Source organism: Rhodococcus sp. APC 3903, from assembly GCF_030407755.1.
GTDB classification, from domain to species: Bacteria; Actinomycetota; Actinomycetes; order Mycobacteriales; family Mycobacteriaceae; genus Rhodococcus_F; species Rhodococcus_F erythropolis.
Map to the genome: position 1 here is coordinate 112,526 of NZ_JASDCV010000019.1, position 25,662 is coordinate 138,187.

Genomic DNA, 25,662 nt, shown 5'->3' on the forward strand with positions numbered 1-25,662 from the left:
GACTCACCACAGCGGGACCGGCGCGGTGCCCACCGGATACCAGCCCGGTAGCGGGTCGCCCGAGATCGATCGCTGGATCCGGCCCTGCATCCCCTTCGAGAGAGCGTTGTTGCCGATCATCTCCATGAACAGTGCCGACACGTTCCCGAAGTCGAAGAAGTCACGCTGCCAGGACCATTGGAAGTCCCCGCCGTAACGGAACCAACTACCGCCGATACCGTAGACGGAGTAGTTGCTCCCGTCCTCACGCTTGGCATCGGAAATCTGCTTCCACAAGCCGATCACGTTTCCGCTACGTTCGTCGATCACAAAGTCTTGATACGGGTACTCCCAACCTTCGAGGCCCTTCATCTCGAGGCCGAGCGCGACTTCGCGAATCTCCTCGCGCCCCACTGCCATGAAATCCTGCTTGGGACCGTAGTTCCACCCGTACGTGGCGTCCTCGGTGTACATGTCCGCCAACGGTTTCCAATCACCGGCGGCTTCGGCCTTCTTGTTCGCCTCGATCCAGCGTTGGACCATCTCGTCGAGCTCTGCGCGGTCGAAACCCGTCATCTGAACTTCCTCCCTCGAGTACTTGAATTCGCTGCAATCAATCGACAATCCGCTGTAATCAGTCGACAATTCTCAGGGCGCCGGTCGGGCAGTACCTGACCGCCAGCTCGGCTTCACCGCGGAGCGACTCAGGTGGGTCCGAGTCCAGAAGACTGACCTTCCCCCGCTTCGGGACGACAAAGATCTCCGGTGCCTCGAGCTCACACGCCGCATGGCCTTGGCACAGGTCGAGGTCTACTTCGACGTGCATGATCACCCCTCACGCCCGGGACGTGTTCTGCGCCGGTACCTCACCGCGCACGGCTGCTGCAACTGGACGACCATCTTGCTGTGGTCGTTTCGGTAGGACTCCGACGGCTGCGCCATCTCGAACTCGAAGTCCCGCAGCAGGATCGAGAAGATCGCTTTGAGCTGCATCTGGGCGAATGCAGCACCGACGCAGCGATGCCGGCCGGCTCCGAACGGAATCCACGTCCAGCGGTTGACGTTGTCCTCTTGATTCGGGTCGATGTACCTCCCGGGATCGAAGGTGTCCGGTCGGGGGAAGTCCTCGGCGATTCGATTGGAGATCGCGGGCGTCGCAGCGACAAGATGGCCCTCTCGGATCTCGAAGCCGCCCACTTCGAAATCTCCACGTGCCACCCGCAACAGGATGATCAACGGCGGATGCAGTCGAAGGGTTTCCTTGACCACGGCCTCGAGAACCGGAATCTGGCGCAGGGCATGAAAACTGATGTCGGCGCCGTCGGAGTACAGATTGTCGAGTTCGTCGACGACGTCCGTCATGGTGTCGGGATGCCGCAACATCTCGATCAGCGACCACGCTGCCGTGCCGGAAGTCGTGTGGTGGCCAGCGAACATCATCGAGATGAAGATGCCGGTGATCTCGTCGGCACTGAACCGGAGGTCGCCGTTCTCGTCCTTGACCGAGACCAACACGTCCAACATGTCGCGGTCCTCCTTGCCCTGCGGAGGATTCGCGATGCGCCCGTTCATGATGTCCTGTACCAGAGCGACCAACGCCAACCGGGCCTCGTCGCGGCGGCGGAAACTCTCGATCGGCGCGTACGGATCCACGAAAGCCAATGCATCCGTTCCCTGTTCGAGTTCGTGATACAGCTTGGCGAAGCTATCGTCCAGTTCGTCGCGGAACTTCTTGCCGATCAGGCACGCCGACGAGGTGTAGATGGTCAGCTCGGCGAAGAAGTCGAGCAGATCGATCTCGCCTTCGTCTCCCCACTGCGCGACCATCGCCTCGACCTCGCGGCCGATCGTGGCGGCGTGCCCGCGCATCTGTTCGCCGCGCAGAGCCGAGTTGTGGAGCATCTCCTTACGCCGCTCCGGGCTGGCATCGAAGACGACGCCTTCACCGAATATCGGCTTCATGAAGGGGTAAGCCGCTTGTTGGTCGAGATCCTCGTCGGTGGAGCGGAAGAAGAACTCGTTTGCCTCAGCTCCGGACAACAGGATCACTGTGCGGTCGGCAAGTTGAAAGGCGCCGACGTCACCACATTCCTCACGCACCCGGCGCATGAGCGCTATCGGGTCGGTTCGCAGTTCCTCGAGATGCCCGTGCGGGAGATCCCCGCCGGACACCCGCGGCGGCTCGGGCAGTGTTCGCGACGTCTCCTGCACTCCGTGCGTCATGTCGTCTCCTGTGAGTTCGCAGTGGGAAGTTTGTCCAGTGGTGCCTCGGGCTGAACTTCGACGAGCACGATGTGTGCTCCTCGCGGCGCCGACACAACGGCGACGATGGCATTGGCGATGTCCGAGGCGCGCAGAAAGTAACCATGGCGGGCGAACCCCCACTTACTCCACGATTCCCCAACCGGTCCGATGATCTCCGGCGTCGTGTCCATCCCCATGCCGGTCAGTGTCGGCCCGGGTCGCACGATCGACGCGCGAATGCCTGTTCCTTCGAGCTCCATTCGCATCTGGCGCCCCATTGCTTCGAGCCCGGCCTTGGCCGCGTCGTAAGCACCCATGAGTGGACGCTGGCGCTCGGCACAATCCGAGCCGATCAGTACGAAGTCACCGCGCTGTCGTTGCCTCATGCCGGGGAGTACGCGATGCGCCAATCGCTGCGCACCAACGAGGTGGACTTGGATCTGCCGTGAGAACGCCTCTGGATCCATCTCGTCCGCAGCCCCGAATTCGAGGTCACCGGCACCGGAGACGACCATTTCGGTGGGACCGTGGACTGCCTCTGCGGCCGAGACGAATCCGTCGACCGAATCACCGTCCGTGACGTCGAGGAAGTGGGCGAACGCTTCACCACCATTGCTGCGGATCTTCTCGGCGATGGCTTCGCATTCGGTGACTCGACGCGCACCGAGCGCAACCGGATGGCCGAGTTCGGCCAGGGCATACGCAGTAGCGGTGCCGATTCCCGACGATGCACCACTGATCAATGCCGGCCGGCGAACTGGATTGGGTTCGAAACGAGGCATCAGCGCACCTGCACTTTCACCGGCAGGGCCGCAAAGCCCCGGACGTTTGTCGAATGAACACGCTCGATTCCGGACTCGTCGACTTCGTAGTCGCTGACCCGACGCCCGAACTCTGCGAGGGCGATCTTGGCTTCGAGCTTGGCAAGGTGGGCACCGAGACAGAAGTGCACGCCACCACCGAAACTCGCGAGTTTTCCCGACGAACTCCGGCCGATCTGGAAGCTGTCGGCATCCTCGAAGACGTCGGCGTCTCGGTTGGCCGATCCGATCAGGAGCAGGACCTTCTCCCCCGCCGGAATGGTGCGTCCGTGATATTCGAGGTCGACAACCGAAGTCCGAGCCACGATCTGGCTCGACGTGTCGTAGCGAAGAGTCTCTTCCACCCATTCCGAGGCTCGTTCGGGATCGTCGAGAACCGGTGTGATCTGCTCCCGGTGGTGCGAACCCCAGTACAGAGCGTTTCCGAGAAGCTTGGTCGTGGTCTCGTTTCCGGCCACGACCATCAGAAACATGAATCCGAGGATCTCCTGGTCCGAGAGTTTGTCTCCGTCGATCTCGGCATCGAGCAAGGCCGAGGTCAGATCGTCCGTCCGCGATCGGCGACGCTGCGCGATCATCTCCTTGTAGTAGCCCATCAAACTGATCGAAGCCTCCACCGCAGGTTGCGGCACGTCGAGAACACCCGCCTCTCGGTGCACCACCAGATCCGCCTTGCGCCGCAGTTCGGCCCTGTCGGATTCGGGAACCCCCATGAGTTCGGAGATGACGTCCATCGGCAGCTTTCCCGCCACCTCCGTAATCCAGTCGAACTCCCCCGCGCCCAACGCAGGTACCAGATGTTGCTTCGTGAGTTCGAGGATCCGGCCGTCGAGCTCCGCAACCCGTCGCGGTGTGAATCCGCGAGAAACCAACTGGCGCAACCGCATATGGCGGGGATCGTCCATCGCGAGAAACGACATCACATAATGCGCGTGTGGACCGTAGGCTGCGGGGTCGAGCGATACCCCGTTGGCGCTCGAGAGACGCTTGTTGTCCTTGAACCCGTCGACCACGTCCGCATATCGCGACAACGCCCAAAAGCCAACGTCCGGATTGTGATACAACGGTGATTCTTCGCGCAGACGCTTGTACGTCGGATACGGATCGTCGTGAAAGTGGTAGTCGTACGGATTGAAGACCACCGGATCGATCAAAGCTTCTGTCATGATTTCTCCAGGATCAGTAGAGCTGAGGCCTCGAGGCGTCCAGCGATTTGCGCGTAGGTTCCGTAGCCGATCCCTGCTCGCAGAAGCGCCCCGGCATAAAGCATTTCGAGCGCTTCCAACACTTCGGGTTCGCCATTCGGATCCAACGCCGAAGCGAGTCGTTGATGGATCTCGAGTCCGATCCGCCCGCGAAGATGTTCCACTTCAGGATCGGATCCGAGCAGTGCATTGGTCACGGCGGCCGATACCTCCGGTTCGTCCGCGAGAAGCAGCGCGATGTTTCGAAGTACAGACAGCACGTGCGCGGTGCGATCCAACCCTGAGCCATCAGGCGCCGACGAGTTCTGAAGTCTTCGCCAGAAAACCTCTGTGACCAGATGCTCTTTGGACGCGAAATACGTGTAGGCGGTCGCAGTTCCTACACCCGCTTCGGCCGCAACCGAACGGACAGTCAGTCCGGAAAACTCCTGTTTGCGTAGAACTTTCACTGTTGCTTCGGCAAGCCTGGCCACAGTTTCCGCCTGTTTGCCCGTGAGGCGCCTGCGAGTGGATTCATAGACAATCGATCCCCCGCCACTTGAATCGCCCCGTTTGCTGGACACGTGTCTGGACGTTACTACAGCACCCTGTCCAGGGCAACGAAATGGGGAAACTTCGAAAATTCACCACTCACAGGCAGCCACGAAGCGAAAAGTTCTACTACAGACCGATCTTCATCCCGGCACCAGCGTCCACGCGCAGTTGCTGGCCGGTGACGAATCGCGATTCGTCCGAGGACAGGTACACGACCGCATGCGAGATGTCCGCGGGCTCGACCCACGGGGTCGGCATCGCCTGCATGAACGGGAACGTCACTGCCGCATCCTCGGCGGTCGGATTCTCGAGGTCGGGACGGAACGTCCGGTACATCGGCATGCTCTGCAACATGTCGGTGTTCACGTTGGTCGGATGAATCGCGTTGACGCGAATGGAACTCGGCCCGAGAGTCAGTGCCAACGAACTGGTATATGCCTGAATCAGCTTCTTGGCCAGTCCGTATCCGTCGCCACCCGGACCCTGGAGCGCCTGCTGCCCGTTGAATCCGGTCTGTGGCACCAGACCGGCAACAGAACCGATCGCGATGATCGAACCCCCTTCGCCGAGGTATTCCATCGACGCGTGCACTGTATTGACGACACCGAGAAAGTTCACATCGAACGCGTCGACGAAACCGGCAGTCGACACGTGCTTGCCGAGCGGACAGATACCGGCGTTCGCCACGACGACATGCAATCCGCCCAACTGACCTACCGCCTCGGCAAGTGCCGTTTCGAGTCCGGCGCGATCGCGGACGTCGACACGGGCCGTCACCACCTGCTGTCCGGTCTCTTTCACCAGTCGAGCCGTTTCCTCGAGATCGGCAGGACTGGCGAGCGGGTATTCGTTGCTGGCGATGTCTGCGCACAGATCGAAGGCGATGATGTGCGCGCCCTCCCGTGCGAGATGAACGGCATGACTGCGCCCCTGACCTCGAGCAGCACCGGTCACCAGCACCACTTTTCCGTCAACTCTGTTCATTTCGACCTCTCTCCCGTGTATGTGAAGGCGTGTACGTGAAGGCGTGCATGTGAAAGCGTGCATGTGAAAGCGTGCATGTGAAAGCGTGGTTGTGAATGTGCGGTGAACCGTAGCCGCGCCGCCCCGGACACGAGGCGCTTTTCACCGAAGCAGATCCCGAGACGCTCTCGAAATCTCTTATGCCCCAGAAACCATTGCCTCAACCACGAGTGTGACCTAGAGTCCAGACACATGTCCAGAAAGAGAGGGTTCGCGTTATGACGCTTCGACCCGCAGACAGTTCTGCACTTCTCGTCGACGGAAAGCTGGTTCCCGGATCGGGTGGAACCTTCGAAGTTTTCAACCCGGCCACCGAGGAACTGATCGGCCGTGCGGCCGAAGGCACCACCGCGGACATGGATGCGGCCATTGCCGCTGCGCGCCGTGCGTTCGACGAGACCGAATGGGCACGCGATCACGGGTTTCGCGCTCGCTGCCTGCGCCAACTGTGCGACGCACTCCAGTCCCACATCGAGGAGTTGCGTGAGATCACCGTCGCCGAGGTCGGCGCACCCGTCATGCTGACGAGCGGTCCGCAACTCGAAGGCCCGATCGAAGATCTTCGCTACTGGGCTGACCTGATCGAAACCTATTCGTGGGAACAAGATCTCGGGCACGCGTCACCCATGGGGATTCCGACCCATCGCCGCGTGCTCAAGGAAGCGGTCGGCGTCGTCGGCGCAATCACACCGTGGAACTTCCCGCACCAGATCAATTTCGCCAAACTCGGCCCCGCCCTCGCGGCCGGCAACACCATCGTTCTCAAACCCGCGCCGGACACGCCCTGGTGCGCCGCGCTGGTCGCCAAGGTGATTGCAGAAGAAACCGAGATCCCGGCGGGCGTCGTCAACGTGGTGACGTCGACAGATCACTCTCTCGGCGCGCAGCTGTGCAGCGATCCGCGCGTCGATCTCGTGTCTTTCACCGGTTCCACCGCCACCGGACGCACGGTGATGGCCACGGCCGCGCAAACCCTCAAGAAGGTCTTCCTCGAACTCGGGGGCAAGTCCGCATTCATCGTCCTCGACGACGCGGACATCAAGGGTGCATGCTCGGTTGCCGCGTTCTCCGTGTGCGTTCATGCCGGTCAGGGATGCGCACTCAGTACCAGACTTCTCGTGCCGCGCGCTCGGTACGAAGATGCTCTGGCCGCGGCCTCCGCCGCGATGGCGGGTATCCGAGCCGGTGACCCCAGCGCGCGCGGAACGGTGTGTGGTCCGGTCATCTCCGCGCGCCAGCGCGCCAGGGTGGAGAGCTACCTCGCCCTCGCGGTCGAAGAGGGCGGCACGATCGTGACGGGTGGAGGCCGACCCGACGATCACCAGAGCGGCTTCTTCGTCGAACCCACTCTCATTGCCGGGCTGGACAACTCGTCTCGCGTAGCGCAGGAGGAGATTTTCGGGCCCGTTCTCGTGATCATTCCGTACGACAACGACGACGACGCTATCCGGATTGCCAACGATTCCCCCTACGGCCTGTCCGGGTCGGTGTGGGGCGCCGATCCCGATCGCGTCGCGCACGTCGTTGCCGGTGTCAGAACCGGAACGCTGAGCGTCAACGGCGGCGTCTGGTATTCGGCCGACGCACCGTTCGGCGGCTACAAACAATCCGGGATCGGCCGCGAAATGGGCCTCGCCGGTTTCGAGGAATACCTCGAAACCAAGCTCGTCGCTTCACCTTCCTGACATTCCACACCCTCACCCCCACACCTTCACCACAGAATCATCACCACGAAAGTAGGTCGACATGGGACGTTTCGACGGTCGCACCGCGATAGTCACCGGAGCAGCGCAGGGTATCGGAGAGGCATATGCCCGCGCTCTGGCTGCGGAGGGGGCCAACGTGGTCGTGGCGGACCTCAATCGCGAACTCGGTGAAGCTGTCGCCAAGCAGATCACGGCGGACGGTGGAAGTGCCGTGTTCAAGGACGTCGACGTCGCCGACGGGGGGTCGACTGCGGCACTTGCCGACTTCACGATCGAGCAGTTCGGTAGCATCGAGCATCTGGTGAACAACGCTGCCATCTACGGCGGAATGAAGATCGATTCCCTGTTGACGGTGGACTGGGACTACTACCGAAAGTTCATGAGCGTCAACATGGACGGCGCATTGCACGTGTGCCGGGCGGTCGTACCTCATATGCGCGCGAAGGGCGGTTCGATCGTCAACCAGTCCTCCACAGCAGCCTGGCTGTACTCGAATTACTACGGACTCGCGAAAGCCGGCGTCAACAGCCTGACACAACAACTCGCGACCGAACTCGGCTGGTCGAACATCCGGATCAACGCCATCGCTCCCGGTCCCATCGACACGGAGGCGACTCGAACCGTCACCCCCGGCAACATCGTCAAGGACATGGTAAAGCGAATCCCGTTGCAGCGCATGGGAACACCGGAGGATCTCGTCGGCATGTGCCTGTTCCTTCTCTCCGACGACGCAGGCTGGGTGACCGGGCAGATCTTCAACGTCGACGGAGGCCAGGTGTACCGGTCATGACGGAATCGGCGCCGAAAGCCAGCGCTTCGAAAACCAGACTGGGATACATCGGCCTAGGCAACATGGGCGCGCCGATGGCGCAGCGCCTCCTGGACTGGCCGGGCGGACTGGTGGTGTGTGATGCCCGCGCAGAAGCGCTCGAACCGTTCACCACTGCGGGCGCGAGCGCAGCATCGACGCCCGCCGACGTTGCAGCGCAGGCGAGCATCATCTCCGTCACGGTGCTCGACGACGCGCAGGTACGCGAGGTTGTGTGCGGGCCGCACGGGATCCTGTCGACTGCACAGCCAGGCACTGTCGTCGCGATTCACTCCACTATCTCGGACACCACGGCGGTGGAACTCGCTGACATCTGTCAACAGCGTGGTGTTCTGCTGGTCGACGCCCCGATCAGTGGCGGTGCCGGCGGCGCAGCGCAGGGCAGGCTGGCAGTGATGATCGGCGGCTCCGACGAGGCATTCGAAACCGTCCGCGAGCCCTTCGGATCCTGGGCCGAGCTGGTGGTTCACGCCGGTGACGTCGGCGCGGGAACGCGAATGAAGCTCGCACGCAACCTTCTTCACTTCGTCTCGTTCACCGCCACGACCGAGGCCGCGCGACTCGCCGAAGCAGCAGGACTCGATCTCCGCACGCTCGGAAAGGTCGTCAGGCACACCGATGCGATCACTGGTGGCGCGGGCGCGATCATGCTGCGCGACACCACCGCACCGGTCTCGGAGGACGACCCGTGGTTCTCGATACTGCGGCATGTTCGCAATCTCGGGGAGAAGGACTTGGCCTTGGCCATCGACCTCGGTGATCGGCTGAATCTCGATCTGCCGCTCGCGCACCTTGCGCTCGCCGGACTCGGTGCCGGTCTGGGCGTCGGGAATGACAGCCAAGACAGGCCGGCCGAACCTTCAACGGCGTCTTCGGCATCTACTACTCGGGAGCACGCATGACCGACACCACTCACCTGACCGATGCCGGTGGAACCGACGAAAGCCGCATCTCCGAGGCCCGCGCTCGTGGCGTCGCGAAGATGAACGAGGTGTACGGCTGGGAGCTTCCCGCCGACGTTCCCGGCGACTTCTTCGCGGTCACCGCCGACCACCTCTTTGCCGACATCTGGACGCGACCGGGACTGTCGGTGCGTGACCGACGACTACTACTGATCGGTGCCATCACCGCCCAGGGGCAGAACGATGTGGCAAAGATCCAGATCAACGCTGCTCTCCACAACGAGGAGTTGACCGAGCAGCAGTTCGAAGAGGCCGCGATCTTCCTGTGCCACTACGTCGGCTGGCCGCTGGCCACCGGACTCAACAATGCGCTGATCGCCGTGAAGGCCGACAGACGTAAAGCCGCGCGCGTCAAGGAGAAGGCCGCAGCCGATTCCGCGAAAACGGACACCGACTGACTTTCGGTCGAGATACTGCCATCAGGGCATCAATCACACCCATCGATTCCCCCACCAACCAACCAGAAGAACGAAGGATCCGAATCCATGGCCGAGGCCAGCTCAATCCGTCCGCAGTCCGCCGCAAGCATCGAGCAGTGGGACTTCGAGGCTGACGTCGTCGTCGCCGGCTACGGCATTGCCGGAGTGAGTGCTTCGATCGAGGCCGCGCGAGCGGGCGCCGACGTGTTGGTGCTCGAGCGCACGAGCGGCTGGGGCGGCGCTGCGGCGCTGGCAGGTGGATTCATCTATCTGGGCGGCGGGACCCCGTTGCAGCAGGCACTCGGGTTCGAGGACTCCCCCGCCAACATGAAATCGTTCATGATGGCCGCACTCGGGCCCGGCGCCGACGAGGAGAAGATCACCGACTACTGCGAAGGCAGTGTCGAGCACTACAACTGGCTCGTCGACAACGGTGTGCCGTTCAAGGAGAGTTTCTACGGCCAACCCGGCTGGGAAACACCCTTCGACGACGGACTCATGTATTCCGGCGGCGAGAACTCGGCACCGTTCAACACGATCGCGACACCGGCCCCTCGCGGGCACGTGCCGCAGATGAGCGGCAAGCGCACCGGGGAGAAGGGCGGTGGTTTCATGTTGATGAAGCCACTGATCGAGACGGCCGAAAGCCTCGGCGTACGAGCAGAATACGACATGCGAGTCCAGCGCCTGGTCGTCGACGGCGATCGAGTAGTCGGCATCATCGCCAAGCAGTACGGCAAGGAAGTGGCAGTTCGAGCACGCACGGGTGTCGTACTGGCGACGGGAAGCTTCGCCTACAACGAAGCGATGATCCAGTCGTACGCCCCACGGCTGATCGGGCGCCCCGGTGCGGCTATCGAAGAGCACGACGGCAAGGCCATCCAGATGGCGCAGGCACTCGGGGCCGACCTCGCACACATGGACGCAACCGAGGTCGCATTCTTCGGCGACCCCCAGTTGATGATCCGCGGCATTCTCGTCAACGGACGCGGCCACCGCTACGTCAACGAAGACACGTATCCGGGAAGAATCGGCCAGGAGACGCTGCTGCGCAACGAGAATCAGGCCTACCTGATCATCGACGAAGCTTCCTACGAAGAGGGCTGCGCCGCCGACAGTTCCACACCGTTCTTCAGATTCCAGCCCAAGTGGGTGGCCGAGACCGTCGAGGAACTCGAATCCGACATGGGCCTGCCGGAAGGCACCCTTCAGTCGACGGTCGAGGTCTACAACCGGCACGCCGCCCGTGGTGAAGACCCGGTACTCGGTAAGAAGAAGGAGTGGGTCAAGCCGATCGGCTCACCCGTCGCTGCGCTCGACCTTCGCAATTTCACCGCCGGATTCACGCTCGGCGGTCTGCGCACGTCGATCAACTCGGAGGTCATCCACGTCTCCGGCGAACCGATCCCGGGTTTGTTTGCCGCTGGACGCTGCACCGCCGGCGTCTGCGCCGGTGGATACGCCTCCGGAACGTCCCTCGGTGACGGCAGCTTCTACGGGCGACGCGCGGGAATCAGCGCTGCCAAGGGCTGAGCGTCTCTTCTCAAATGTCAGCATCCTCAATGTCAGCATCCTCGCTGCGACGTTCGAGGAACAACGTGTCACGCCACCTGCCACCGAGTTGAGCGATACGCGAGCGAGTGCCGACGATTCGGAATCCGACGGCCTGATGCAAGGCGACACTCGCCCGGTTCTCCGGGAAGATCGACGACTGCACCGTCCAGATCTCACTGGCGTCGGCGGCTTGCACCTGTCGGCGAAGCAGCAGCTTGCCCACGCCGCGCCCGCGAGCGCCACTACCGATGTAGATGGAGTTCTCGGCGACCCCGCGGTAGCAATCACGCGAGGACACCGGGCTCAGGCTCGCCCAGCCTTCGACTCGGCCGTCGATCTCGGCGACCCATCGATGATCGGGCAACCATTGCGCGTCGAGCTTCTCGGCTGACGGCACCGACGTGGTGAACGTCGCGGTTCCGGTGTCGATTCCTTCGCGGTAGATCGAGCGCACGGCATCCCAGTCGCCGGATTCCATGCGACGCAGCACCACATCGTCGGGAAGAACTCCCAGTGTGTCTTCGACCGGGCCACGCGCAGCCACGACGGCGGCCGCTGCCATCAGATCGGAGTATGCCGTTCCGGCAACACTGACAACCGAAGTGCCTTCACGCACCGAAGCCTCGACAAAACCGACCTCGATCAAGGCCTCGAGGTGAGCACTCAGCGCCGACGGCTCGAGTGATGCGGCGTGTGCAATCGTGTCGACGTCGATCGGACCGCCGGCAGCGAGTCGGAGCACTCGCAGCCGCGTCGGATCACCAAGGCACGCAAACCTGCGCGCAAGTACATCGGTGTCGAGGGGCGCGAGTGTTTCTGAACTCATGTGGCGACTATAACGCCGCTGACCTGCAGTTCGGTCGGCTAGGTGGGGCGAGCGGGCCCCGAAGTGAGAAACAACTCAGCCGCCGATCCTCGGGTTCACCGGCTAACGCGCACCGATCGACTCGGCAATCATCGACCACGAGTTGTGAAGATCGTCCTGCCAATAACCCCAGGAGTGAGTGCCAGTTGCCCGGAAATCATAGGTGGCCGGGATGCCCAGGGAGTCGAGCCGCTCGGCCAAACGCTGGGTGCACTGGTTTGTCCCGGCCTCGATGACTCCACCCACGATCACCTGGTTCGCCAGAACGCCGAGGTCGCCGTTGACCATCGGTCCCCCCAGATTCTCGTGTGGGCCGGGCAGGCCCGATCCATTGCTGATGTAGAGGTCGACGCCCCGCAATCTCTCGGCGTTGACCACAGGATCGTTGGCTACCCAGCCCGGACCGCCGGGAGGACCCCACATGTTGTCCACGTTGCCGCCGCGGAATCCGACCACGAATCTCACGTAGTCCTGACCGGGTTGAGTACTCGTCTCGGCGCACCCGCTGAAAGCACCGACGGCACGGTAAACGGATGGCGCCGCCTCGGCCAGGCTCAGAACCGAGGTACCTGCCATCGACAATCCAGCAACGGCATTCACACCCGTAGTCCCGAGCGTGGCGTCGACGATCGGTGGCAACTCCTCGGTGAGGAACGTGGTCCACTTGTTCAGCCCGAGAACAGGATCGGGCTTCTCCCAGTCGGTGTAGTAGCTGTAGGCACCGCCGATCGGGTTGACGACGTTGACGTTCTTGTCGCCGAAGAAGTCGACGACGTCTGTGCGTGTCTGCCACGTCGCCGTGTCCTCGCCTCCGCCCGCGCCGTTGAGCAGGTAGAGAGTCGGCCGGGGCGCACTCGTGTCTGCCGGCCGAATCACCTCGAGCGGAATCACCTTGTCCATTGCAGCGGAGTAGACGTACATCGTCAGCTGACGGGCGTTGATCTCCTCGACGTGATCGAGAGCTGAACCGTCTGGAGGGGATGTTCGCGCCTGATCGGCCGAGGCAAGCGCCGCTTCACCGAACAATCCCGTCCATGCGACGAGGGCGACGACCAGTATCGCCCGAGTACGTCCGATCCTTCTCATTGCCGCTCCTCGTGCTCGATTGCGGTGCCCGGCAACAGCTCGGTGGCGCTCGCTTCACGGGCGTGCGGCTCGGTGGCTTCAAGTTGTCATGCCCGTTCGGAGTATCCGGAAAACATCGAGAGCACCCGAGCCATCTCCGGTCCGATGACCGCCATGGCCGGTGCCTCGATCATCTCGTTGTGTCCGCATCGCACCGGTACCTCCACGATCCGGCCCGTCACGAGCGGACGCCATTCCTGTGGCGACCTCTCCCGCGGAATCGTGTCCTCTTTTCCGTCAGCCGGGAAGATCAGCAGGTCTCCCTCGTAGATCTGGGGAACGAACTGGTGCGTGATTCTCTGCGAAGTCTCGTACCCTCTGGCAATCCGCTCGAGGTCCCGACCGTCGACTCCCGTCTCGGGCCCGAGCCTCCGGGCCAACACGGCCGCCGCCTCGTCGAAGGTCAGATCTCGGTCGGTCTCGATCTCGAGGCCGAGTCCTCGCAGTAGGTCTCGGACGTCGAGTGCGGCTGACGCAGGGGCATCGCCGTTGTCGGGGTAGCTGTCCATCATCGTCAGTGTGGCAACTTCGCGGCCGGACGATTGCAGTTCGACGGCCATGGCGTGCGCGATGACTCCGCCGAGGGACCAACCGAACAAGTCGTACGGCCCGTCCGGCGAAACGGCTTCCATCTCTTCGACGTAGCGATGCGCCAACTGTTCGATCGACTGATAGTCACCGTCGTCGCTGAGTGCGGGTAGCTGAAGTCCGTACACCGGTCGGTCCTCGGGCAGATACCGCACCAAGCCGGCGTACCCCCAGGACAGGCCGATACCAGGGTGCACGCAGAACAGCGGTCGCCCACTTCCTTCTGTCCGCAGCGGAACAACCACGGCGAGAAGCTCTTCCATGCCGGCGTCCACTGTCGGCATGTCGAGGCGTCGAGCGATTCCAGCGGGTGTCGGGTCGAGGAACATCCACTGAAGCGGAATTCTGCGTTGGAAACGGGAGTGCAGTGCGCTGACGATTCGGGTGGCTACCAGGGAGGACCCGCCCAGGTCGAAGAAGCTGTCGGTAGTGCTCACCCGGCTGACACCCAGAATCTCGACAAACGAGTCGACCACGGCGCGCTCGGTGTCGGTGACCGGCTCGCGGAACTCGGCTGCAGCCGAACTGAATTCGGGTTCCGGTAGAGCCTTTCGGTCGAGCTTGCCCACCGGTGTCATCGGAATCCGCTCGAGAAATACCACTGCCGACGGAACCATGTGCGAGGGAAGTCGGTCGGCTGCGTACGCCCGTATCTCGTCGCTGTCGGAGGCGTCGGCAGCTGACGTACGCACGTACGACACCAGGACCGTTTCACCCGACGGTCCCGTGTAGCCGACAGTCGCGGCGAAGTCCACCGACGGATGGCGTGAGAGAACTGCATCGATTTCCCCGAGTTCGATCCGAAAACCACGGACCTTGACCTGGAAGTCGCTGCGCCCGATGTATTCGAGTGTGTGATGCACTCCATCGCCGGACCCAACGATTTTGGCACTGTCACCGCCGGATTCACGCCAACGCACGACATCTCCGGTGCGGTACATCCGGCGCCCCGGCGATCCGTACAAGCAAGCGACAAATCGTTCCGACGTGAGCGACGCCCGATTATGGTACCCACGTGCCATACCTGGGCCGATGATGTACAACTCCCCTGGCACGCCCACCGGGACGGGCTGCAAACGCTCGTCCAGCACCAGGAAGCCGAAGCCCACTGCCGGCGAGCCGATGTTCACTCCCGCACCGGGTTTCATCGAATCGCTGACACTCGCCTGCACGGTGGTTTCAGTCGGGCCGTAGCCGTTGTGCAGCCTCCGACCCGGCGCCCATTGCGCGACGACCTCCGGCGGGCAGGCCTCGCCCACCAGATCGAGAACACGGAGCGCCTCGAAACCGTTGTCACCCAACGCCGCCAGCGCGGTCGGTGTAATGGTGGCATGAGTGACCTGCTCGCGCCGGAAAACATCGGCCAATTCGGCGCCACCGTACACAGCAGGCGGAACGATCACGACTTGCGCCGAGGCGCTGAATGCCATCGTCAACTCGAAGATGGAAGCGTCGAAACTCGGCGATGCCAACTGTGAGACATGAGAGTCGTGAGTGACCTCGAACCTCTCACGAGTTTCGGCCGTGAAGCTCGCCAAACCTCGATGAGTAATGTTCACTCCCTTGGGTTTCCCGGTAGATCCCGAGGTGTAGATCAGGTAGGCCGGATGATCGAGGTTCAGTACACCGGTTCGATCGTCATCGGTGATCGGTTCCGGCGACAGCGCGGCTACCCGCCGGGCGAAGTGTGGGTCGTCGAGTTCCAGCCAGGGAACAACGTCGGGTAGGTGAGTTCGGCTGGACTGAACGGTCAAACCGAGCGAGGCTCGGCAATCGGCGAGCATGTATTCGACGCGCTCGCGCGGATAGGCCGGATCGACAGGCACAAAAGCCGCTCCGGCTTTGGTCACCGACCAGATCGCCACCACTGATTCGATCGAGCGAGGCATTCCCAGTGCCACGAAGGTCTCCGGGCCCACACCGCGACCGCACAACTCCCGGGCAACACGATTCGACCACTCGTCCAGGTCGCGATAACTGAGCTGCCGGTTCTCGAGCGACAGGGCCACCGAGTCCGGATCGATCGCCACGGCGTCCGCCAACAACTCAGGCCACAATTTCGGAGCTACTTCTGGGAGCCCATGCGCCGGCGTCAACTCGCGACGTTCAAGATCGCCGAGTAGATCGATGTCACCGATCGGTACCTGCGGATTCCGGGTCACGGCCTCGAGTACACGAACGAACATGTCGGCAAACCCGCTGACCGTACCGGGGTCGAAGAGATCGGTGGCAAAGTCGACGGCTCCGCTCATTCCTCCCGGTACACCGCGATCGTCGTACTCTTCGGCGAGGAGGAATTCCAGGTCTACCTTCACTACCTCGAGTTCTGGGTCGATCCCGCGGACTTCCAGTCCCGCCAGCTTCAGAATCGGCCGATCGTTGTTCTGGAATTCCAGCGACACCGAGGAAATCGGTGCATAGGCACTCGACCGTTTCGGCCCGACCGCGTCCACTACCCGCTCGAAGGGAACGTCGGAGTGCGCGAACGCGGCGAGGTCGACTTCGCGGCAATGCGCAACCAACTCCCGGAACGATTGAGCCGGGTCGACCTGTGTGCGCAGTGCGAGCGTGCCGACGAACATGCCGACCAGATCATCGAGGGCACGATCTCCCCGGCCGGCGATCGGCGTTCCGATCACGATGTCGTCGGTGCTGCCCAAACGTGCCAGCAAGAGCGCGAGCGCTGCATGCACAGTCATGAATGCAGTGGACTCTTGCTGCCTCGACACGTCTCGGATACGGCGGTGAAGATCACTGCTGATCGAGAAGTGAATCCGCGAGCCGTGAAAACTCTGTTGTGTCGGCCGGTCTCGATCGAGGGGAAGTTCCAAGAGGTCGGGAGCGCCTGACAGTGCGCGTCGCCAGTAAGCCAACTGCTCGGTGATCACCGACCCAGGGTCGTCGCCGGAGCCCAGAATCTCCCGTTGCCAGAGCGCAAAGTCGGCGTACTGGACTGGAAGCGGCGTCCACTGGGGTTCCCCGCCGTACGCGTGGGCCTCGTATGCAATCATCACGTCTCGGGTCAGTGGAGACATCGAGAAGCCGTCAGCCGAGATGTGGTGCACCACTACGGCAAGTACATGTTCGCGCTCATCGATGGTGAACAACGCTGCCCGCAGGGGAATTCGTGCGGCGACGTCGAAACCAGCCGAGACCATTCGGGCAAGCTCGTCACGGAGATGATGTTCGTCGGTCACCGATGTCTCGGCCAGTTGTGGCAGCGCGGCGCTTTCGGTGGGCACGATGTGCTGGACCGGTCCGTCGCCGTGGACCGGGAACATCGTTCGCAGCGATTCGTGGCGAGCGATGACATCGGACATCGCTGATCTCAAGGCCGGTTTGTCGAGTTCACCGCTCAACCGCACCACGAGCGGAATGTTGTATGCAGGAGAACTGGTGTCGAGTTGATTGACGAACCACATCCGCTGCTGAGCAAACGACAAGGGGATGTTGTCGGGTCGGGGGCGCGGTTCCAGTCGCTCCGACCGTTCGGCGACCGACTGGTCGATCACCGTAGCCAACTCGGCCACCGTCGGCGTCTCGAACAGGTCCCGCACGCCGACGGTAGCTCCGAGCACCGCCCGTAGCCTCGCCGCGACCGAAGTGGCGCTCAGAGAATTTCCACCGAGCTCGAAGAAACTGATGTCGGTACCGACTCGTTCGAGGCCGAGCACCTCGGCGAACACGTCCGACACTGCCTGTTGGACCGGGCCGACAGGGGGACGGAAATCCCCTGTGGTCGTCTCGATTTCGGGGCTGGGCAATGCCGAACGGTCAACTTTTCCGACAGCGGTCAATGGTATGTTCTCCAGCACCGTGAGAACGGCAGGCACCATGTGCGAAGGCAAGCGCCGGGCCACGGCGCGAATCAGGAGCCTGGTGTCCAGTCGACCCGCGGTGGGCACGACGTACGACACGAGTCGGGTGTCTCCGGTGGGGGCGGAATCGGCAACCGTAACGGCAAATCCGACGTTGGGCTCCGCCATCAGCACACTGTCGATCTCACCGAGTTCGACACGGAAGCCTCGAACCTTGACCTGGAAGTCGCTTCGCCCGACGTACTCGACACACATGTCCGCCGTCCATCGCACGATGTCGCCGGTGCGGTACATCCGCGTTCCTGGGTCGGCCGGATTGGCAACAAAGCGCTCTGCCGTCAACCCCGGCCTTCGGTGATATCCCCGCGCCACGCCTGGTCCGGCCAGATACAGCTCGCCGGGGACCCCGACGGGAACCGCTTGAAGTCGAGCGTCGAGCACCAGTTCGCTGACGCCACTGACAGGTCCACCGATCGTGATGCGCTCCCCGGCGGTCATCGGCGGACTGACGTTCGACATGATCGTTGCTTCGGTCGGTCCGTACGCGTTGTACAGGCGGCGGCCAGGTGCCCAGCGAGCGACGAGATCGGGTGGGCACGCCTCGCCCCCGAATACGACTTCCGAAAGTTGTTCCAGCCCAGCCGGGTCCACCGTTGCCAATGCCGCCGTGGTGATGAACGCGTGCGTGACGGCGTGCTCGGCCAGAAGCTGCGCCAGGTCCTCGCCCCCGTAGATCCCGGGTGGAGCGATAACCATCGTCGCCCCGGCGCCGAAAGCCTGCAGATATTCGAAGAGCGACCCGTCGAAACTCGGAGTGGAGAAGTGCAGCGTGCGTGATTGTGGAGTTGCGCCGTAGCGTTCGACCTGGTCTCGGGTGAAGTTGTCGAGCCCTCGCTGTGTGACCACGACTCCCTTGGGCACGCCGGTCGACCCCGAGGTGTAGACCACGTAGGCAGCTGAATCCAACCCGATCGGACGGAGTCGGTCGTTGTCGGTCAACGGGCTCCCCGAGAATTCCTCGCACTTCTTCGTGAAATGCGGATCGTCGAGAATCAGCCACTCCGCGATATCGGGCAATCGATCTCGGCCCGCGGTGGTGGTCAATCCGAAGCTGACCTTCGAATCGATCAGCAGGTGATTGATTCGCTCGTCGGGATAGGCGGGATCGATCGGCACGAATGCAGCGCCCGTCTTGGCGACGGCAAGTATCGACACCACGGACGTGAGAGAACGCGGGACACCGACTGCTACGTAGTCCTCGGTTCCCAGTCCTCGCGAGACAAGCACGCGAGCAATGCGATTGGCGAGGATGTCCAGCTCGCCGTAGGTCAGGCTGCCGTCCGCCGATTCCACGGCGAGCGCGTTCGGATCACGCTGGGCTGCCGCATCGAAGATCTCCGGGAAGACGCGCGACGACCCACCAGCCGTGCCACGGGCCGGCACCAATTCGGCACGTTCGGACGGGGCGAGCACCGACACCACAGCCAAGGGGCGATCCGGCTGGGCACACGCTTCGAGTACACGATGCAGTCGTCCGGCGATCTCTTCGATGTCGGCGGCACCGAAAACCTCGGGTAGGTACTCGAATTTCAGGCGGAGTCTGGTGTCGACCGATGCCACCAGGCTGAGCGGGTAGTGGGCAGCGTCCTTGGCTTCGACATCGGTGATCCGGATCCCCGCAATATCGGTATCGGACGAAAGTCCTTGACGGTCAACGGGATACGATTCGAAGACAGTCAACGTGTCAAATCCGGTCTCCGGCCCCGTGGCTACTTGGATCTCGGAAAGCCCGAGATAGTGATGATCCGACAGCTCTGCTTGCTCGGCCTGGATCCGCGCGAGGAGTGTGCCGATACTTTCTCTCGGGCGCAGAGTGATTCGGACCGGAATTGTGTTGATAAACAGCCCGATCATGGTTTCGATCCCGGTCAGCTCGGGAGGTCGACCCGACACCGTCGCCCCGAACACCACATCGTCTCTCCCGGTCAGTGCAGCGAGGACGATCCCCCACGATGCCTGAACAATTGTGTTGATCGTCAGTCCGAGTTCACGCGCCATCCCGCGAAGTGAGGTTGTGAACTCCTCGTCCAGATCGAACACCCACTCGGCCGCCATGGTGGAGAGTCGACGAGATCGAACCGCCGGAGCCAACAGCGTCGGTCCTTCGACTCCGCTCAGCGTCCTCGCCCATACAGCTCGAGAAGCTTGCTGATCGCGGCGGCTCATCCAGGTCAGATAGTCGCGATACGCGCGCGCGTGAGGCAAGGCCGCCACTTCACCGTCAGCGGCATAGAGCGTCGCCAACTCCCGGATCAGCAGTGGCATGGACCAGCCGTCCAGAAGGATGTGATGGTTGGCGAGCACCAGCGTGAACTTTTCGGAGGCGAGAGCAATCAGGGTGAATCTGATCAACGGCGCCTGCGTCATGTCGAACGGGCGCGCTCGGTCCTCCGCCAGTGCTCGATCAAGATCCTGATCTGTTGCACCAGTGAGGTCGATTTCCTGCCACGGCGCTGCCACGGCGCTTCGGACCACCTGGACGGCACGGCCATCCGCGCCGTGAAGGAAGGCGGTACGCAGGTTCTCATGCCTGTCGAGCAGCGCGTCGGCGGCGCGACGCAGGCGCTCCGAATCGACTGCGCCGGCTAGATCGAGAGCCACTTGTACGAGGTATGCGTCGACCGATCGTTCGGCCAGTTCGGCATGGAACAACAACCCCGCTTGCAATGGAGAGAGCGACCATACGTCGCTCAGGTCGGGGCACCGGCTTTCGAGGTCGTCGACCGCGTCCTGTCGAAGATCGACCAGATCGAAGTCCGAGGGTGTGAATCCGCCGCCGCCTGCCGCGTACTCACCGAGCCCGGCCAATGCGTCGAGCCACCACTGCGCCAGTTGCCGAGCGTCGTCCGCGCCCAGAATGTCCGGTGGGAACGTCCAGCTGGCAACGAGCTGCGGGCCGTCCTCGGTATCACTGTTGTCGGTGTCGCTGTCGTCGACGGTCATCACGTTGACCTCGAGAACGCCGGCGAGCGGAAGATCGACGGCCGCAACCGTCCGCAGGTCCTCGTCACGGATCGGTACCCATCCCGCTGTAGCGTCGGCCTCGGATCCACCGACGCGTCCGAGGTAGTTGAAACTGATCTGGGGCTCCGGAAGTTGCGAAAGTGTGTGTGCCGTTTCGCGGTTCAGATAGCGCAGCAACCCGAAGCCGATGCCGCGGTCCGGCACCGCCCGGAGTTGTTCCTTGACGGCCTTGGCAGCGACGCCCGCAGCCGGGCCGCCGGCGAAGGCGTCGCTCGGATCCACTCTGCTCAGATCGATCCGCACCGGGAAGATCGACGTGAACCATCCCACCGTGCGAGCGAGATCTGCCCCGGGAACCACCTGTTCCTCGCGTCCGTGCCTCTCGAGACTGATCAATGTCTCCGGATTGTCGATCCCGCGGTCCATGCGCCAGCGGACCATCGCAAGTGCCAAAGCCGTCAACAACCCGTCCTCGACGCTCCCGTGAATCGCCTGCGGCACTGTCGTCGAAACGGCCTCGGTCAATGCCGTGGGAACTCGTACTTCGATGTCGGTGGTGGCCGAGGCGGTGTCCCTCTTCGTCAGGGCGCGCACACCCAGAGTCGGATCTGGACCCGCGAGCACCTCTCGCCAATAGTCGAGTTCAGCAACCCGATCCGGCTCGCGCGCGGCGTCGACGAGGCCACGTGCCCATCGACGCATCGAGGTCCCGACCGGAGCCAGTGACGGGTCGACGCCTGATTGCACCTGCGCACAAGCAAGTGCAAGATCGGGGATCAGGATTCGCCAGGAAACACCGTCCGTCACCAGATGGTGCGCTACCAGTAGCAACCGTTTCTGGCGCTGTCCTTCCATTTGAATCTGCCCGTCGGTGTCGAGCAGGACTGCCTGCACCATCACACCTGTCTCCGGGTCGAGCCGCCCCAAAGCTGCGTCGAGTTCTGCCGAGACCGTCTCCGCGGCAGCACCCTCTAGGCTCGCGTGGCGTACGACGGTCTCCGCCCGCACCGTACCTGCTGGCGCAACGTCCATCCGCCGAGCGGATTCAGGATGCAGCGTCGCCCGGATGCCCGCGCGGAGGATGTCGTGGTGGTCCAGCACGGCCTGAATCGCCTGTGTCAGCGTGACCTCGTCGAGCGTGGCAGGAACCGCGAGGAGAACAGATTGTGAGTACCGCCGAAAATCTCCGCCGCGATCGAGCATCCATTCTGCGATCGGTGTCAACTCGATCTCCCCGACGCCGCCACCGGGCAACTCGTCGAGAACAGCGTGACCGCCAGACGTACCGGCCGTCTCGGACAGCGCCGCAACGGTTTTGCGTTCGAATACCTCGCGCGGTGAGATCAAAACTCCGGCAGACTTGGCTCGCGTCACCAACTGGATGGACATGATCGAGTCACCGCCGAGAGTGAAGAACGAATCGTCGACCCCCACCTCGTCGAGTCCCAGAACCTCGGCGAACAGGCCCGCAAGGATGCTTTCCGTCTCGGAGGCGGGGCCACGACTCACGGTTGTCTGTAGCCCGAAGTCAGGTTCAGGCAACGCTTTCCGGTCGAGTTTGCCGTTCACCGTCAGCGGCAACGCCTCGAGAACCGTCACGACAGCGGGGACCATGTGTGCCGCCAACCTCTGCGAGAGATACTCGAGCAACGCCGCCGGAGAGACAGTGGCAACGGCCTCCGGCACCACGTAGCCCACCAACCGGTCTCTGCGGGCCACGACCGCCGCCTGAGACACGCCCACTCCGGAGAGCAGCGCAGCCTCCACCTCGCCGAGTTCGATTCGGTACCCCTTTACCTGCACCTGCAGATCGTTTCGTCCGAGGTACTCCAGCTGCCCGCTGTCGTTCCAGCGCCCCAGGTCACCGGATCGATACATACGCGCCCCACTGACGGTGAGGTCGGGAATGAACCGCGCGGAGGTCAGACCGGACCGGCCGAGGTATCCGCGTGACACCTGATCGCCGCAGACATACAGTTCACCCACCACACCGGGCGGCACCGGGTGCAACCGCTGATCCAACACATACACACGCAATCCGGGCAACGCCCGACCGATCACCGAGGCCGATCCGTCACGCGCCAGCTCACGATCGAGCAGTAGGTGGCTGACGTGCACCGTGGTCTCCGTGATGCCGTACATGTTGACCAGATCTGGTGACGAAGTCCCGCGGCGGGCGTACCAGCGCGTCAACTGTCCGAAGTCGAGGGCTTCTCCACCGAAGATCACGTACCGCAATGACAGGGCCGCGCTCCCGATACGCCGGTCGGTTTCCGCCAATTGATAGAAGGCAGTGGGAGTTTGATTGAGCACCGTGACACGTTCGTGCCGTAGCAATTCGAGGAATGCCTCTGGTGAACGGGCCGTGAAGTAGTCGACCAGTACGAGCCGGCCACCGTGTGCGAGTGCGCCCCACATTTCCCAGACCGAGAAGTCGAATGCCTCGGAATGGAACATCGTCCACACATCGCCGCTGTCGAAGCCGAAGAGCGCTCGGGTGTTTGCCAGCAACGTCCCGACGCTGCGGTGGGAAACCTGCACTCCCTTCGGACGCCCAGTAGACCCCGAGGTGTAGATCACGTAGGCCACCGAATCGGGTCGGAGCGGTAGCAGCCGGTCTTGGTCGGTCACCGGAAACGGAGAACTCCTACGCAGCGCTTCGAGAATCGCCGGGTCGTCCACGGAAATCACTGGAATCTCGTTGTCTGCGATTGCGTCACTGTCTCGTATGTCGTCGCCGTCGGCCCCAGTGGTCAGCACACACTTCGGCGCGGAGTCACGCAGCACGAAGTTCACCCGGTCGACCGGAGAAGTCAGGTCCACCGGTAGGTAGCCGCCACCCGCCTTCACCACCGCCAGCAATGCCACCACCAGGTCGATCGAGCGGGTCATCGCAACTGCCACCAGGGTTTCCGGCACCACACCCTGAGCCACCAACAGTCGAGCGAGGCGGTTTGCTCGCTCGTCGAGTTCGCGGTAGGTGACGGACAAACCGTCGCAGCGCACCGCCACGGCATCACCGGACGTCAGCACCGCACGATCGAAGAGATCCGACAGCGAATCCTCGTGGGTTCCGACGCCCGAGACCGAGACCGAGGCCGAGCCCGAGGTCGAGGCGGAGGCCGAGGCCGAGGGCGCAACCAGCATCTCGCTGTATTCGCCGGCCAGAAGTATGTCGATGTCGCCGACGACTGCCGACGGATCCTCGATCACGGCGCCGATCACTCTCTCGAAGCGCTCCGCGATGCGCGTCACCGATACTCGATCGAAAATATCTGTTGCATAACGGAAACCGGCGCTGATACCGGCCGGCCCACCGTGCTCGTCGACGTGTTCCATCACACTCAGTTGTAGATCGAATTTCGCAACCGCGAGATCGATGTCGAGCGAGCGAGCCGTCAGTTCCGGCAATTCGAAGCGCAGTCCCGTATCGGTCTGGAATTCGAGGAGTACTTGAAAGAGGGGTGAATGCGCGGTGGAACGGTCGGGCGAGAGGTGATCCACCAACCTCTCGAAGGGAATGTCTGCATGGTCGAGTGCACCGAGATCCGTTGACCGCACCGCGGCCAACACCTCGGCAAAGGTTGCTCCGGATTCGACGGGTGTGCGAAGCACGAGCGTGTTGACGAACATCCCGACCACATCGTCGAACACCGAAGCACCGCGCCCTGCGACCGGAGTGCCGATCACTACGTCGTCCGACGCCGAAAGCCGTGCCAGCAACACCGCGAGCGCCGCATGCATCACCATGAACAGGGACGCACCATTCTGGTGTGCGAGGTCGGTCAAAACTCGATGGATCTCGGGTGAGAAGTCCATCGAAACCACCGCGCCCTCGGTAGACCGTTTCGGCGTTCGTGGTCGATCGAGAGGGAGCGGCAAGACTTCTGGAATATCCGACAGCTTCGCTGTCCAGTAATCGAATTCATCCGACGTCGACGTTCCCGGACCAACTTCTGCGTCGAGGATCTCCCGCTGCCACAGGCTGTAGTCGGCATACTGGATGGGCAGTGGCTCCCAGTCCGGATTCTGCTCCTGAGCACGGGATGTATAGGCGCGCATCAGGTCACGTGCCAGTGGCGCCATCGAGAAACCGTCCGCGGCGATGTGGTGGACGACGATCGCAAGAACATGCTGCTCCGGCCCGATTCGGAGTAACCTCACGTGCAGCGGGAACTCTTCGGCCACATCGAATCCGACGTCGAAGAACGCGTGCAAATCCGTAAAAAGCCGCTCACCGGAAATCGGGACGGGGTGGATTCGAGGAGCAGCGAGCGCTGGTTCGGCGATCACCTGGTGGGGCCCGTTCGCGGACGTCGGGAAGATCGTTCGAAGGGTTTCGTGCCGTTCCACCACATCACCCAGTGCGGCTTGGAGCGCACCCGAATCCAGGAAGCCGTCCAGTTGTAGTGCGACGGGGATGTTGTAAAGCGGAGACGAGGTGTCGAACTGGTTGACGAACCACATGCGCGCCTGTGAGAGCGATAGCGGAATATGTTCTGGCCGGGTCTTACCCGCGATTTCTGAAATCCTCGAACCTTCCGGCCCCGAACCTTCCAGCCCTGAACCTCGCAGCACAGCTTGCAGCTGATCGATCGATGCCGCCAGATCAGCGACCACGGGAGTGTCGAACAAGGCCTTCACCCCGACATTCGTGCTCGATTCGGATCTGATGCGCGCTGCGACGCGAGTGGCGCTGAGCGAGTCTCCACCCAATTCGAAGAAATTGTCGTCGGCGCCCACCTGGTCGAGATCGAGCACCTCGGCGATGGCTCGAGCGACCATAACTTCGGCCCGTGTGCTCGGCGTCCGATAGTCCGCGGCTGTAAAAGTAGTGTCCGGGAGGGCTTTACGGTCCAACTTCCCATGCACCGTCACCGGAAACTCCCCCAACACCACAACCACCGACGGCACCATAAACCCCGGAAGAGACCTCCGCACCCCCTCCAACACCACCACCTCATCG

15 protein-coding genes are annotated in these 25,662 nt (G+C 62.7%); 5 read left to right on the top strand and 10 right to left on the bottom strand.

What is annotated here, in order from left to right; genetic code table 11:
* Positions 1–3: 3 nt before the first annotated feature.
* The 7 genes from QMA15_RS24620 to QMA15_RS24650 all read right to left on the bottom strand — a co-directional run bounded on the left by QMA15_RS24620 (position 4) and on the right by QMA15_RS24650 (position 5,767).
* Positions 4–555 (bottom strand): hypothetical protein, encoded by a 552-nt coding sequence (locus QMA15_RS24620; RefSeq protein WP_020907944.1) that lies wholly within the window; start codon positions 553–555, stop codon positions 4–6.
* Positions 556–613: 58 nt separating this feature from the next.
* Complete coding sequence (locus QMA15_RS24625; RefSeq protein ID WP_029255487.1) at positions 614–805, bottom strand: ferredoxin; 192 nt, start codon at positions 803–805, stop codon at positions 614–616.
* A gap of 2 nt (positions 806–807) precedes the next feature.
* Complete coding sequence (locus QMA15_RS24630; protein ID WP_290287033.1) at positions 808–2,202, bottom strand: cytochrome P450; 1,395 nt, start codon at positions 2,200–2,202, stop codon at positions 808–810.
* Complete coding sequence (locus QMA15_RS24635; RefSeq protein WP_020907946.1) at positions 2,199–3,005, bottom strand: SDR family oxidoreductase; 807 nt, start codon at positions 3,003–3,005, stop codon at positions 2,199–2,201. Before QMA15_RS24635 ends, QMA15_RS24630 begins: the two co-directional genes overlap by 4 nt.
* Positions 3,005–4,210, bottom strand: a complete 1,206-nt coding sequence (locus tag QMA15_RS24640) for a cytochrome P450 (RefSeq protein ID WP_029255488.1) — start codon at positions 4,208–4,210, stop codon at positions 3,005–3,007. The genes QMA15_RS24635 and QMA15_RS24640 overlap by 1 nt, the downstream gene beginning before the upstream one ends.
* On the bottom strand, positions 4,207–4,773 hold the full coding sequence (locus tag QMA15_RS24645; protein ID WP_290287057.1) for a TetR/AcrR family transcriptional regulator: 567 nt from the start codon (positions 4,771–4,773) through the stop codon (positions 4,207–4,209). Before QMA15_RS24645 ends, QMA15_RS24640 begins: the two co-directional genes overlap by 4 nt.
* 136 nt (positions 4,774–4,909) lie before the next feature.
* Positions 4,910–5,767, bottom strand: a complete 858-nt coding sequence (locus tag QMA15_RS24650) for a mycofactocin-coupled SDR family oxidoreductase (protein WP_019748684.1) — start codon at positions 5,765–5,767, stop codon at positions 4,910–4,912.
* Positions 5,768–6,024: 257 nt separating this feature from the next.
* On the opposite strand from QMA15_RS24650, the gene QMA15_RS24655 reads away from it, so the two are divergent.
* The 5 genes from QMA15_RS24655 to QMA15_RS24675 all read left to right on the top strand — a co-directional run bounded on the left by QMA15_RS24655 (position 6,025) and on the right by QMA15_RS24675 (position 11,255).
* Positions 6,025–7,491, top strand: a complete 1,467-nt coding sequence (locus QMA15_RS24655) for an aldehyde dehydrogenase (RefSeq protein WP_264612916.1) — start codon at positions 6,025–6,027, stop codon at positions 7,489–7,491.
* Between the two features lie 61 nt (positions 7,492–7,552).
* Entirely contained in the window at positions 7,553–8,302 is a 750-nt protein-coding gene (locus QMA15_RS24660) for an SDR family oxidoreductase (protein WP_084325649.1), read from the top strand.
* Positions 8,299–9,243, top strand: a complete 945-nt coding sequence (locus QMA15_RS24665) for an NAD(P)-dependent oxidoreductase (RefSeq protein WP_084325650.1) — start codon at positions 8,299–8,301, stop codon at positions 9,241–9,243. The genes QMA15_RS24660 and QMA15_RS24665 overlap by 4 nt, the downstream gene beginning before the upstream one ends.
* Positions 9,240–9,701 (top strand): carboxymuconolactone decarboxylase family protein, encoded by a 462-nt coding sequence (locus QMA15_RS24670; RefSeq protein WP_084325651.1) that lies wholly within the window; start codon positions 9,240–9,242, stop codon positions 9,699–9,701. Before QMA15_RS24665 ends, QMA15_RS24670 begins: the two co-directional genes overlap by 4 nt.
* An 87-nt stretch (positions 9,702–9,788) precedes the next feature.
* Positions 9,789–11,255, top strand: coding sequence for an FAD-dependent oxidoreductase (locus QMA15_RS24675; protein ID WP_290287043.1), 1,467 nt, complete (start codon positions 9,789–9,791; stop codon positions 11,253–11,255).
* Positions 11,256–11,265: 10 nt separating this feature from the next.
* Here QMA15_RS24675 and QMA15_RS24680 read toward each other — a convergent pair whose 3' ends face one another.
* The 3 genes from QMA15_RS24680 to QMA15_RS24690 all read right to left on the bottom strand — a co-directional run.
* Positions 11,266–12,102 (bottom strand): GNAT family N-acetyltransferase, encoded by an 837-nt coding sequence (locus QMA15_RS24680; protein WP_019748689.1) that lies wholly within the window; start codon positions 12,100–12,102, stop codon positions 11,266–11,268.
* A 102-nt stretch (positions 12,103–12,204) separates the two neighbouring features.
* Entirely contained in the window at positions 12,205–13,227 is a 1,023-nt protein-coding gene (locus QMA15_RS24685) for an alpha/beta hydrolase family protein (RefSeq protein ID WP_020907951.1), read from the bottom strand.
* Positions 13,228–13,313: 86 nt separating this feature from the next.
* Positions 13,314–25,662, bottom strand: a 12,349-nt coding sequence (locus QMA15_RS24690; RefSeq protein ID WP_290287047.1) for a non-ribosomal peptide synthetase, incomplete at its 5' end; no start/stop codon positions are given.